The sequence below is a fragment of the Streptomyces sp. TM32 genome, assembly GCF_004122755.1.
Lineage (GTDB): Bacteria > Actinomycetota > Actinomycetes > Streptomycetales > Streptomycetaceae > Streptomyces > Streptomyces sioyaensis.
The window spans coordinates 1-11,998 of sequence record NZ_SDIG01000180.1; the positions used below are offsets into that span (position 1 = coordinate 1).

12 protein-coding genes and 1 pseudogene are annotated in these 11,998 nt (G+C 71.0%); 5 read left to right on the plus strand and 8 right to left on the minus strand.

Features of this window, described 5'->3' with window-relative positions; genetic code table 11:
* Positions 1-23: 23 nt before the first annotated feature.
* On the minus strand, positions 24-317 hold the full coding sequence (locus EST92_RS27360) for a hypothetical protein (protein ID WP_216849131.1): 294 nt from the start codon (positions 315-317) through the stop codon (positions 24-26).
* A gap of 198 nt (positions 318-515) precedes the next feature.
* On the opposite strand from EST92_RS27360, the gene EST92_RS27365 reads away from it, so the two are divergent.
* Complete coding sequence (locus tag EST92_RS27365) at positions 516-1,118, plus strand: TetR/AcrR family transcriptional regulator (RefSeq protein WP_129283429.1); 603 nt, start codon at positions 516-518, stop codon at positions 1,116-1,118.
* Between the two features lie 95 nt (positions 1,119-1,213).
* Here EST92_RS27365 and EST92_RS27370 read toward each other — a convergent pair whose 3' ends face one another.
* The 7 genes from EST92_RS27370 to EST92_RS27400 form a co-directional block, all read right to left on the minus strand.
* Positions 1,214-2,653, minus strand: a complete 1,440-nt coding sequence (locus EST92_RS27370; protein WP_129283436.1) for a nucleobase:cation symporter-2 family protein — start codon at positions 2,651-2,653, stop codon at positions 1,214-1,216.
* Positions 2,654-2,946: 293 nt separating this feature from the next.
* Positions 2,947-4,350, minus strand: a complete 1,404-nt coding sequence (locus EST92_RS27375; protein ID WP_129283430.1) for an 8-oxoguanine deaminase — start codon at positions 4,348-4,350, stop codon at positions 2,947-2,949.
* 318 nt (positions 4,351-4,668) lie between these two features.
* Positions 4,669-5,616, minus strand: a complete 948-nt coding sequence (gene pucL, locus EST92_RS27380; protein WP_129247773.1) for a factor-independent urate hydroxylase — start codon at positions 5,614-5,616, stop codon at positions 4,669-4,671.
* Between the two features lie 7 nt (positions 5,617-5,623).
* The gene (uraH, locus tag EST92_RS27385) at positions 5,624-6,031 is read right to left on the minus strand and encodes a hydroxyisourate hydrolase (RefSeq protein ID WP_129283431.1); all 408 of its coding nucleotides are present in this window, start codon (positions 6,029-6,031) and stop codon (positions 5,624-5,626) included.
* Positions 6,028-6,540, minus strand: coding sequence for a 2-oxo-4-hydroxy-4-carboxy-5-ureidoimidazoline decarboxylase (uraD, locus tag EST92_RS27390; RefSeq protein WP_129283437.1), 513 nt, complete (start codon positions 6,538-6,540; stop codon positions 6,028-6,030). Before uraD ends, uraH begins: the two co-directional genes overlap by 4 nt.
* A gap of 239 nt (positions 6,541-6,779) precedes the next feature.
* On the minus strand, positions 6,780-7,178 hold the full coding sequence (locus EST92_RS27395) for a helix-turn-helix domain-containing protein (RefSeq protein ID WP_129283438.1): 399 nt from the start codon (positions 7,176-7,178) through the stop codon (positions 6,780-6,782).
* A 23-nt stretch (positions 7,179-7,201) separates the two neighbouring features.
* On the minus strand, positions 7,202-7,471 hold the full coding sequence (locus tag EST92_RS27400; RefSeq protein ID WP_129283432.1) for a hypothetical protein: 270 nt from the start codon (positions 7,469-7,471) through the stop codon (positions 7,202-7,204).
* A 135-nt stretch (positions 7,472-7,606) separates the two neighbouring features.
* On the opposite strand from EST92_RS27400, the gene EST92_RS27405 reads away from it, so the two are divergent.
* From EST92_RS27405 to EST92_RS27420, 4 genes and pseudogenes are all read left to right on the plus strand, one after another.
* Positions 7,607-8,446: a TIM barrel protein gene (locus tag EST92_RS27405; protein WP_129283433.1), complete on the plus strand. Its 840-nt coding sequence runs from the start codon at positions 7,607-7,609 to the stop codon at positions 8,444-8,446.
* Between the two features lie 58 nt (positions 8,447-8,504).
* The gene (locus tag EST92_RS27410) at positions 8,505-9,440 is read left to right on the plus strand and encodes a 2-hydroxy-3-oxopropionate reductase (protein ID WP_129283434.1); all 936 of its coding nucleotides are present in this window, start codon (positions 8,505-8,507) and stop codon (positions 9,438-9,440) included.
* A gap of 352 nt (positions 9,441-9,792) precedes the next feature.
* Positions 9,793-11,274 carry a catalase gene (locus EST92_RS27415; protein WP_129283435.1) on the plus strand — a complete coding sequence of 494 codons (1,482 nt, stop codon included), beginning with the start codon at positions 9,793-9,795 and terminating at the stop codon, positions 11,272-11,274.
* A 450-nt stretch (positions 11,275-11,724) separates the two neighbouring features.
* Positions 11,725-11,998 (plus strand): annotated as a pseudogene (locus EST92_RS27420) (hypothetical protein); the annotation flags it as partial.

Consider the following 11,998-nt stretch of genomic DNA (forward strand, 5'->3'; position numbering starts at 1 on the left):
CGGAGCGTCGAACTGACGGAGCGTCATCGGCGGCGTCGTCGTGCGCGCGGGAGGCTGCCGGTGATGACGGGCGCGGTACCGGGGAGGTTGAGCTCGCCGATATCGGCCACACCGGCGTCCCGGAGCAGGGCGACGAGCAGATCGCGAGCCTGGAGCACCGGTTCGGGGGAGAAGCCGGGGAAGGCGATCGAGGGGATGGCCGCCAGCCGCTTGAGGTCGGCGCACACCCCGTCCATCAGGGCGTCGACGGTGGTCTCCAGAGCGCCGCCGACCGCGCCGGCGCGGCGGAAGGGCGGGTCGCCGGCGTTCTCGTGCACCGCGGAACCCCTCTCCGTGGCGCCCTTGCCGCGCGCACATCGACCTCCTGACTCCCTGCCAGGGCCGATGCAGCATATCCGGCATGGGATGGTAAATGCTGATATACGCGTGCGTACTCTCGCCGCGTCACTATGTTTATAGTGGCTCGCCCCTGCACCAGCAGGAACGAACGAGCACGGCACGAAGGGCGCGGCGGCGTGGCACGACGGCGGGAGCAGGTCCTGGACGCGGGGATCCAGGTACTGGGCAGCGAGGGCGCTCGGCGCCTGACCTATCAGGCCGTGGACGCCGCGGCAGCGGTTCCGTCGGGCACCACCTCCAACTACTTCCGTAACCGGACGGCCCTGATCGACGGCATCGTCGACCACCTCCAGGAGCGGGAGCACCGCGACTGGGAGGCCTTCGCCGCGGCGGCCGCCCCGGCCGATGCCGGTGAACTCGCCGATGCCGTCGGCCGGTTCCTGCGGTACGTGACCGGCCCCGAGCGCACCAGGACCGCCGCCCGCTTCGCGCTCTACCTGGAGTCCACGTCCCGGCCCGAGCTCCGCCCGGCGCTCACCCGCGGACGGGAGGCCGTCGTCGGCTGGGGCGCAACGTGGCTGCGGCGCTTCGGCTCGCCGGCACCGCGGCGGCACTGCGGGATCCTCCTCGACTACATGGACGGCGTCGTTTTTCGGCAACTCGCCTTCCCCACCGAGGACTTCGCACCGGAGCCAGGGGTCCGCGAGCTGTTGTCCGGGCTGCTGGACCGATCGCCGCGGGACCGGGAGGCGTACGGCGAGAGCCACGGCACCGGCTGACGCCAGCTGCCCCCTGCTCCCGCGCCGGGCTGCCCAACGGCCCGCAGGAGAGCCGCAGTTGGCGCTCCCGTACGGGCCGTTGCGCTGTTCCGGCGTCAGTGGGCGGGCGCCGCCGCGGGCTCGCCGGCGCCGCCGTCGGTGGCGAGGCGCGGTGGTTGCGCGGCCTCCGGGTCGCCGGGGGCACCGGTGTCCGGCGCCGTTTCCGCGTCCCTGTTCCTGAAGTGGTTGAAGGCGAGGTTGAGGACGATGGCGACCAGACAGCCGGTGCTGATGCCGGAGTCCAGGACGACCAGCAGGTTCTTGGGGAGGACGTGGTAGAAGTCCGGCGCGGCGATCGGGATCAACCCGATGCCGACGGCCGCCGCGACGATCAGGGCGTTGTCGTCCTTCTCCATGGCGGCGGAAGCCAGCGTCTGGATGCCGCTGGCGGCCACCGAGCCGAACAGCACGATGCCGGCCCCGCCGAGGACCGGCAGCGGGACCAGCGAGATCACCGAGGCGGCCACCGGACACAGGCCCAGCACGATCAGGATCAGCCCGCCGGTCGCCACGACGTAGCGGCTGCGCACCTTGGTCATCGCGACCAGGCCGATGTTCTGGGCGAAGGCGCTGTTGGCGAAGCCGTTGAACAGCGGGCTGAGGGCGGTGCCCAGGGTGTCGGCGCGCAGTCCGCCCTCGATGGTGCGCTCGTCCGCCGGCCGGCCGACGATCTTGCCGAGGGCGAGCATGTCGGCCGTCGACTCGGTCATACAGACCAGCATCACGATGCACATGGAGACGATCGCGGCGACGTCGAACTGCGGGGCACCGAAGTGGAACGGCGTCGGGAAACCGATCAGGGACGCCTTGCCGAGGGCGGCGAAGTGCGTGATGCCGACGGGTATCGCGATCAGCGTGCCGGCGACCAGCCCGAGCAGGATCGCGATCTGCTGGAGGAAGCCGCGCAGCACCCGGCGCAGCACCAGCACGATCACAAAGGTCAGCGCGGCCATCCCGATGTTGGTCAGCGAACCGAAATCCGGAGCCTGCGGATTGCCGCCCTGGGACCAGTGGAAGGCCACCGGCAGCAGCGAGACGCCGATCAGGGTGATGACGGTGCCGGTGACCACCGGCGGGAAGAACCGTACGAGCTTGGAGAAGTACGGGGCGAGGAGGAACCCCAGCACACCGGCGACGATCACGGCACCGAAGATGACCGGCAGCGCATGGCCGGGGCTCTGGGCCTTGCCGATGGCGACCATCGGCGTGACCCCGGCGAAGGAGACCCCGTTCACGAACGGCAGCCGGGCGCCGACCTTCCAGAACCCCAGCGTCTGCAGCAGCGTCGCGATGCCCGCGGTGAACAGGCTGGCGCCCATCAGGAACGCGGTTTCGGTGGCGCCGAGCCCGCAGGCCGGCCCCACGATCATCGGCGGGGCCACCACACCCGCGTACATCGCGGCCACGTGCTGGAGGCCGCTGGTGAACATCTTCAGGGGCGGGAGGGTCTCGTCAACGGGGTGTTTCCGGTCCCCCTCCGGCTTCTGCCCGGTCATTGCGGCCACTGCGGGCCTCCTTCGTTTTCTGCGTCGCCGGAGCAGGCGATGCGAGGCTGTCACGGAGGGCTTGCGAGGTGCTGCGTAGTGGAGAGGTCGCCTGGTGGGCGGTGCTGCGTACGGTGCGCTCGTGGCGCGTGGACGGCGGCAGGTCCGACCGTCCCGGGGGTGCGGGCACTGCCCGTACCCCCGGGTCCGGCGCTTGTGGATCCCGCTCGGATCCACAAGCCCGGCCGGGAGCCGTCCCTCCCGGCCGAGTCAGGGGTCGTCGGCCGCTGGACCGCGCCGCGGGGTCAGTCCCCGGCGGCGATCCGGGCCAGACGCTGTGCCTCGGCCCGCGCGGTGCGGGCGAGGGTGTCCTCGTCGACGTTGCTGAGGTGGTTGTCCTCGACGACCGGCCGGCCGCCGACGAGGGAGAGGGTGACCGGTGCGGGCGGGCCGAAGACCAGCGCGGTGACCGGGTCGGCGATGGAGGAGTGGCCGAGGCCGTCCAGCTTCCACAGCACCAGGTCGGCGAGCTTGCCGGCCTCCAGCGAACCGATCTCGGCGGTCCGGCCGAGGACCTGCGCACCGCCGTACGTGCCCAGCCGCAGCGCCTTGCGGGCGTTCAGCGCGGCCTCCCGGTGGGCGCCGAGGCGGTTGATCAGCAGGGCGTTGCGCAGCTCGGTGTGGAGTTCGCCGGACTCGTTGGAGGCGGTGCCGTCCACGCCGAGGCCGACCGGGACGCCGGCCGCCAGCATGTCGGGGACGCGGGCGATGCCGGCCGCGAGGCGGGCGTTGGAGGACGGGCAGTGCGCCACGCCGGTGCCGGTGCGGGCGAAGGCGGCGATGTCGGAGTCGTTCATGTGGACGCAGTGCGCCATCCACACGTCGTCACCGAGCCAGCCGGTCGACTCGAAGTAGTCGGTGGGGCCCATGCCGAAGAGCTCGTGGCAGAACTTCTCCTCCTCCACGGTCTCCGAGCCGTGGGTGTGCAGCCGCACGCCCTTGCGGCGGGCCAGCTTCGCGCCCTCCCGCATGAGTTCGGTGGAGACGGAGAACGGCGAGCAGGGCGCGGCGGCGATGTGCACCATCGAGCCGAAGGAGGCGTCGTGGTACCGGTCGATGGCCTCTTCTGTCGCCAGCAGGGCGCCCTCGGTGGTCTCGACGGCGAAGTCCGGGGGCAGCCCGCCGTCCTTCTCGCTGCGGTCCATGGAGCCACGGGCCAGGGTGATCCGGGCGCCGATCTCGGCGGCGGCGGCCAGTTCGGCGCCGACGAGGTCGCCGGAGCCACGGGGGAAGACGTAGTGGTGGTCGGAGGCGGTGGTGACGCCGCCCTTGACCATCATGCCGAGCGAGCCCTGGGTGGCCGCGGCGAGCATCGGGGCGTCGATCCGCGCCCAGGTCGGGTAGAGCGCGACCAGCCAGTTGAACAGGTTGTGGTCGGTGGCCAGCCCGCGGGTGATCCACTGGTAGAAGTGGTGGTGGGTGTTGACCAGGCCGGGCGTGACCAGATGGCCGGTGCCGTCCACCCGGCGTACGACACCCGGAAGGCCCTCGGGCGCCTTGCCCGCGCCCACCGACTCGATGAGGTTTCCGGCGACCACCACATGGCCGGTGGCGTACTCGGTGTCCTGGGCGTCGACGGTCGCGAGGGCACAGTTCTCGATGACGATGCGCCGCGTCTCCGCGCCGTCAGGGGATGCCGATGCAGCCATGGTGCTTTCCTTCGTTCGGTTCCGGCATGGGGATCCCCCTGGACGGGGCGGGTCCCGCCGCTCGCACGACGTCGGGAGCGGGGGACGGTCCCGGTCCCAGGGGGAGGGCACGGCATGGCCCTACGGATTTGAGTGCCGGAGCCGGGCGGGACGGCCGGGTGGGCCGCCGCCCGTGGGGTGCTCCGGGTGCCGAATGAGGGGAAGCGCAGCGGGAGCAGGAGCGCGTGTGCGCCGGCTGTGTCACAGGTCGCTCCTCTCGGGGTGCGTGCCCCTCCCCGCTGCGGGACGGGGAGCGGGCACGGCGTGGCGTCGGGACGCTCAGAGGTTGGTCAGATCCACGGGGATCCGGGCTTCGACACCGTCGCGCAGGACGGTGGCTTCGATCAGGCCGTACGGGCGGTCCGCCGCGTAGTAGACGGCTCCGTCGGGGGTGTCGTTCTTGATTCCGAACGGCTCCAGATCCACCAGGAAGTGGTGCTTGTTCGGGAGGGAGAAGCGGATCTCGTCGATCTCGGAACGATGGTTGATCACGCGTGATCCCATCTGGTACAGCGTCTGCTGGAGCGAGAGGCTGTAGGTCTCCGCGAACGCCTGCAGGATGTGCTTCTTGACCTGCTCGTACGAACGCTCCCAGCCGGGCATCCGCTGGTCGTCGTCGGTCCAGTTGAACCGCCAGCGGGCGGACACCTCGGTGGCCAGGATGCGGTCGTAGGCCTCCTTCAGGGTCGTGTACTTGTCCTTGATGTAGCCCCAGAACTCCGAGTTGGTGGAGTTCATCACCACGAGGTCCTTGAGACCGGAGATGACCTGCCACCGCTCACCGTCGTAGGTGATCTCGGTCAGCCGGGTCTCCTGGCCCTTGCGGACGAAGGAGTGGTTGACCTCGTCGGAGCCGATGAAGCGGGAGTTGGCGTCGGAGCCGGCGATCCGCTCCCAGGCGTACTCCTCGATCCGGATGCGGGCCCGGTGGATCGGTTCCTGACTGGTGACGAAGTGCCGGGCCAGATGGATGCCGAACTGCTCGGCCGACTCGATCCCGTACTCCTTGGCGAAGGCGTAGACGGTGTTCTTGGTCGTATCGGTGGGCAGGCAGTGGGCGTTGGAGCCGGAGAGGTGGACCTCTTCGAGATCGCCGGAGAGCGAGACCGAGACGTTCAGGTCCTTGATGTGGTGGGTGTCCCCCTCGCGGGTGATCTTGACGACGCGGTTTTCCGCTTTGCCGTACTGGTTCTGGCCGAGCATCACCGGGCGGGAATGGGCAGTCATGTCGGTGCTAGCTCCCTCGGTATACGGAGTAGCCGAACGGGTTGAGCAGCAGCGGTACGTGATAGTGCTCGCCCGGAGTGACGGCAAAGGTGATTGCCACCTCCGGGAAGAAGACTCCGCTGTCCCTTGCGCGGGGGGCGTCCTGCTGTTCCTCGGCTTGCTGGTGTGCCTTGCTGGATACGAAGTACTCCTCGACGGCGAAGTCGAGGCGCACATGGGTGGTGCCGTCCGGCAGCGCCGGCAGGTCCTTGCAGCGTCCGTCCGCGTCGGTCGTGGACGCGCCGTGGGCGGTCCAGGCGGCGTCGCTGCCCGAGCGCACCGACAGCGTGAGGGCGACGCCCTCCGCGGGGCGGCCCACGCTGGTGTCCAGGATGTGCGTGGACACCGACGTCGGTGCTGCCGTCTCGCTGCTCATGCTGCGTCTCCTTCTGCGGGCTCCGCGATCCGGGTCAGGCGGATGCGGTTGATCTTGCCGAGCTCCACCCGCACGATCTCTCGTTCCTGGTCCGGCGTGTTGTCGATCCGGTGCCGGATCGCGTCCCGCATCTGCTCACCGGTGCGGCCGGAGGCGCAGATCAGGAAGGTGTGCCCGAACTTCTCCTGGTAGGCCAGGTTGAGTTCGAGCATCTCCGCCTTCAGCGCGGCACCGGCGTCGGCCATCCCGCTCTGCTCGCGGTGCGAGGTCGGGTCTCCGGGCTTGGGCCGGCCGATGGGCGGGTGCCCGGCCACCGCCTCGGCCAGATCGTCCGCGGTCAGCTCGGCCATGGCGGCGTCGCTCGCGGCGCACAGGGCGTCGGTGGTGGCGTAGGGGCGCCCGGCGAGAATCCGGTCTCCCCATGCCCGGCTGGCACACACCTCGTGCAGGGCGGCCCGGGCCGTCCTGTCGTCGGCGGCGTTGAGCCGGCTGAGCCCCGGCGGGGGCACGGGGGTGTCCCCCGTCGAGCGCGGTGAACTCGAAGACACGGGAAGCCTCCGTGGCAGGTGGTGCGGCAGGTGGTGCGAGACAGCTCTGGTTGGCTGGAAACAGCTAAGACCCCCGGCCACACCACGTCAACACTTTGTTGAAAAGTTGGTGACGCAAAAGCCACCGTCGGGTGATTCCGGACGGAAATGCCGTCCCGCCCGCCGCTCTCCCCGCGCCGCTCGCCCCTCCGCCTGTCCCGCTACTCGCCCGCCGCCTGCACCCCGGGCTCCCGCGCGGCGCTTTCGCGGTTCAGGTAGTTGTAGACGGTGAAGCGGCTGACACCGAGGGCGGTCGCGACCGTTTCGACGCCGTGGCGGACGGAGAAGGCGCCCCGGGACTCCAGGATCCGCACCACCGACTGCTTGGTCTTGCGGTCCAGCTCCGCCAGCGGCTTGCCGTGCCGGCGCTGGAGCTCGACGAGGATGTGGTCGAGGGACTCCGACAGGTGGGGGAGGCGTACGGCCACCCGGTCCTGCCCCTCCCAGGTCAGCACGACGTCGTCGCCCTGGGCCTGGTCCGGTGCGACCAGCTGGCCGCCCATGGCGTCGACCAGCGGCTTGACGGCCTGGACGAACGGGTGGTCAGCGGACTCCGTCACGTCCGGGTGGCCGGCGGGCTCCGTCACGTCGCCGCCCCCTCGCCGCGCCCGGCGTCCGCGATCACGTTGACCTGGAGGGAGACCCGGGTGGCGCCCGCCTCCAGGGTCTCTCGCAGCAGGGCGTTCACCGCACCGAGCACCTGGTCCGCGTCACCCTCGGCCGTATTGCCGAACGGGCCGACGTCGACGGCGTCCAGTGCGGCGCCCGTGACGATGTCCCGCGCCACCACCGCATGCGGGGGCGCTTCGTCCAGATCGAACGGCTCCGTCGTGAACTCCACTCTCAATCGCACGTCGCTCAACCTACGCGCGGTTCGGCCCGGCCACCAGAAATTGCCCCGGGGCCCCCTTGACAGTCTCCGAGCCCGCCAGGCAGTGTTCCATTACGCAGAAAAACAGTTCCACTATCCGGAAGGGGCGCCGGCCTGATGGGCTTCACGGACACGCGCTTCAACGTCAATCTGTCGATCCTGTTCACCGAGCTTCCGTTGCTGGAGCGGCCGGCGGCCGCACGGGCGGCGGGTTTCACGGCGGTGGAGCTGTGGTGGCCGTGGGTGGACGCCCCGGTTCCCGAGCCGACGGAGACGGCCGCGCTGCGTGCGGCGCTGGAGGACGCCGGGACCCGGCTGGTGGGCCTGAACTTCTACGCGGGGCAGCTGCCGGGGCCCGACCGCGGCGCGCTGTCCGTCCCGGGGGCGGAGTCGGAGCGGTTCCGGGCGAACGTGCCGGTGGCCGTCGAATTCGCCCGCTCGCTGGGCTGCACCTCCTTCAACGCCCTGTACGGCAACCGCGTCGAGGGCGTGAGCGAGGCGGAGCAGGACGAACTGGCGCTGGAGAACCTGGCCTTCGCCGCCCGCGCGGTCGCCGAGGTGGACGGAACGCTGCTGATCGAGGCGCTCAACGCGCCCGAGTCGCCGCGCTGCCCGATCGTCTCGGCCCCCCGGGCGATCGAGGTCGTGGACGCGGTGAACGCGGCCACCGGCCTGGACAACGCCCGGTTCCTGATGGATCTCTACCACCTGTCGATGAACGGCGAGGACCTGCACGAGGTCATCGACCGCTACACCGCGAAGACCGCGCATGTACAGATCGCCGACAACCCGGGCCGCGGCGCCCCCGGCACCGGCGACCTCGACTTCGCCGATCTGCTCGACCGCCTCGCCAAGGCCGGATACGACGGCTGGACCGGCCTGGAGTACAAGCCCGGCGACGGGCCGAGCGCGGGCGCCTTCGCCTGGCTGCCGGCCCCGCTGCGCGCGGCGGGCTGACCCGTAGGAAACCGGCGGCACCCCGCCTGACGACGCACGCTTTCGAAAGAGGCACCTCATGAGCAACCTTGCTGACTCCTCCCGCCCGACCCGCGCTGCCTCCTCCCGCCCGGCGATTGCATGGATCGGCCTGGGCATCATGGGCTCCCCCATGGCCGAGAACCTGCTCAAGGCCGGCTACTCGGTCACCGGCTACACCCTGGAGGCCGACAAGCTGGCGCGGCTGGCCGCGGCCGGCGGCACCGCGGCCGACTCGATCGCCGCGGCGGTCGCCGATGCCGACGTCATCATCACCATGGTCCCCGCCTCCCCCCAGGTCGAGGCGATCGCCTACGGCCCCGACGGCATCCTGGAGAACGCCCGGCCCGGCGCGCTGCTGATCGACATGTCCTCGATCACCCCGCAGACCTCCGTCGACCTGGCCGCGGCCGCCGGCGACAAGGGCATCCGCGTCCTGGACGCCCCGGTCTCCGGCGGCGAGGCCGGTGCCGTCGAGGCCGTGCTGTCCATCATGGTCGGCGGCAACCAGGCGGACTTCGACGCCGCTCGCCCCCTCCTGGAGGCGCTGGGCAAGACCATCGTGCTGTGTGGTCCGCACGGCGCCGGCCAGACCGTCAAGGCCGCCAACCAGCTCATCGTCGCCGTCAACATCCAGGCGTGCGCCGAAGCCGTCGTCTTCCTGGAGAAGTCCGGCGTCGACCTGGCCGCCGCCCTCGACGTCCTCAACGGCGGGCTGGCCGGCTCGACCGTCCTGACCCGCAAGAAGGACAACTTCAAGAACCGCGACTTCCGGCCCGGCTTCCGTATCGACCTGCACCACAAGGACATGGGCATCGTCACCGACGCCGCCCGCACCGTCGGCGCCGCCCTCCCGGTCGGCGGCCTCGTCGCCAACCTCGTCGCCGCGCTGCGCGCCCAGGGCGACGGCGGCCTCGACCACTCCGCCCTGCTGCGCGGCGTCGAGCGGCTCTCCGGACAGCCCACTGCCGGCTGAGGCCGTGGCCGACGACTGAGCGCACGACGGCCCGGCGGCACGGCACCCGCCGGGCCGCACGGCACGCCGTCGCCGGGCCGCACCATGCGCACGGGACGCGCGGTGTGCGGCCCGCGCCCGTCGCTGCCGTACACAGGCGCACCCACGGGGCCCGGCCCGGGCCCCCTCCACCCTTCCGGGCGGCGGCCGCGCCGACAACTGTCCTGTCGCGCCCAGGCGCGGCCGCCGCCCGGAATTCCGCGCCGCATCCCCACCCCCGGTTTGTTTCAACAAACTGTTGACGTTTGGTCGGAGCGCTTCTTACGCTCCGACAGCGGAAGCCAACTTCCGCGCTCTCGTACGGAAGGTCACCATGTCGAAGCCCACGCTGACGGCGCGCTTTCTCACTACGGAGGCTGGCGCCCCCGTCGCCGACAACCAGAACTCCGCCACCGCCGGCGTCGGCGGCCCGCTCGTCCTCCAGGACCAGCATCTGCTGGAGAAGCTCGCCCGGTTCAACCGCGAGCGCATCCCGGAGCGGGTCGTGCACGCCCGCGGCTCCGGTGCGTACGGCTACTTCGAGGTGACCGACGACGTCACCGCCTTCACCCGCGCCGACTTCCTCAACACCGTCGGCAAGCGGACCGAGACGTTCATCCGGTTCTCGACGGTCGCCGACAACCTCGGCGGCCCGGACGCGGCCCGTGACCCGCGCGGCTTCGCCCTGAAGTTCTACACCGCAGAGGGCAATTACGACCTCGTCGGCAACAACACCCCGGTGTTCTTCATCAAGGACCCGATCAAGTTCCCCGACTTCATCCACTCGCAGAAGCGCGACCCCTTCACGGGCCGGCAGGAGCCGGACAACGTCTGGGACTTCTGGGCGCACGCCCCCGAGGCCACCCACCAGATCACCTGGCTCATGGGCGACCGCGGCATCCCGGCCTCCTACCGCCACATGAACGGCTACGGCTCGCACACCTACCAGTGGACGAACGCCGAGGGCGAGGCCTTCTTCGTCAAGTACCACTTCAAGACCAACCAGGGCATCCGCAGCCTGAGCAGCGAGCAGGGCGCCGAGCTGGCGGGCAAGGACCCCAACAGCCACCAGACCGACCTGCTGCAGTCCATCGAGCGGGGCGTGTACCCCTCCTGGACGCTGTATGTGCAGGTCATGCCGGCCGCCGAGGCGGCGGACTACCGCTTCAACCCGTTCGACCTCACGAAGGTGTGGCCGCACGCGGATTACCCGCTCCAGCGGGTCGGCCGCCTGGTCCTGGACCGCAACCCCGACAACGTCTTCGCCGAGGTCGAGCAGTCCGCCTTCTCCCCGAACAACTTCGTGCCCGGCATCGGCCCGTCCCCGGACAAGATGCTCCAGGGCCGGCTGTTCGCCTACGCCGACGCGCACCGCTACCGCCTGGGCGTCAACCACACCCAGCTGCCGGTGAACGCCCCCAAGGCTGTGTCCGGTGGCCGAGCCGCCAACTACGGGCGGGACGGCCTCATGGCGACCAACGGCTACGACCGGCACGCCAAGAACTACGAGCCGAACTCCTACGGCGGCCCCGTGCAGACGAACGAGGCACTCTCCGCCCCGCTCGCGGTCTCCGGCCACACCGGCACCCACGAGGCCCCGGCACACACCAAGGACGACGACTTCTTCCAGGCCGGCGAGCTCTACCGGCTGATGTCCGAGGACGAGAAGAAGCGCCTGGTGGACAACATCGCCGGCGGCCTCTCCCAGGTCGGCCGCGACGATGTGATCGAGAAGAACCTCGCGCACTTCCACGCCGCCGACCCGGATTACGGCAAGCGCGTCGAGGCGCGGGTCCACGAACTGCGCGAGGACTGACGGGAGGTCAGCATCCTTGCGCATCCGTACCGGCCGGCCGGCTGAGGGGCGGCCGGCCGGTACGGAGAGGGAGCGCGGGCTCCGCGGCATCCGGGACACTCCAGTGCGGTGGGCAGCGCCCGCCCGGCAGGAAGGGCGAGCCGTATCCCCGCCGCGGAGCCCGCCTCCTCCACACGCTCCGTCCGGCGGCGCGATGTCCTGTCGCGCCGTTTCTCGCGCTGTCGGGCGGGATCCACCACAGGGCCCGGAACCCGTACGGTCACGGATTCCGGGCCCTGTGCCACGCCGGCCGGCCCCGCCCCGGCTCCGCTCCCCCGTACGCCATGGCTGCCCGTGTTCTTCCCCACCCCGGGCTCTCCCGCGATTCGGCCCCGGGCGGCCGGTTTTGGCGAGACCATGGAGCCGGCAGCAGATCCGACCTGACTGCCGCCCGACCTGCCAGGAGCCACCATGGCCGACAGCGTGCCGGTGCGGTGCCCCACGTGCCGCCGCGAGAACGCCTTCACCCCGCCCACCTTCCCGTGCGCCTGCGGCGCCCCGCTGACCCTGCCCGTGCTGCGCGGCGGGGTGCCCGTCGAGATACTGCACCGCACCTGGCAGGCCTCCTGGGTGGAGGTGCGCTGCGAGGTCTGCGGACGGCAGGACGAGTGGCCGGCACCGGAGTCCGGCTGCGCCTGCGGCACGGTCGTCCGGGTCCCGGTCGCCCCGGCCCCCACCCCACCGC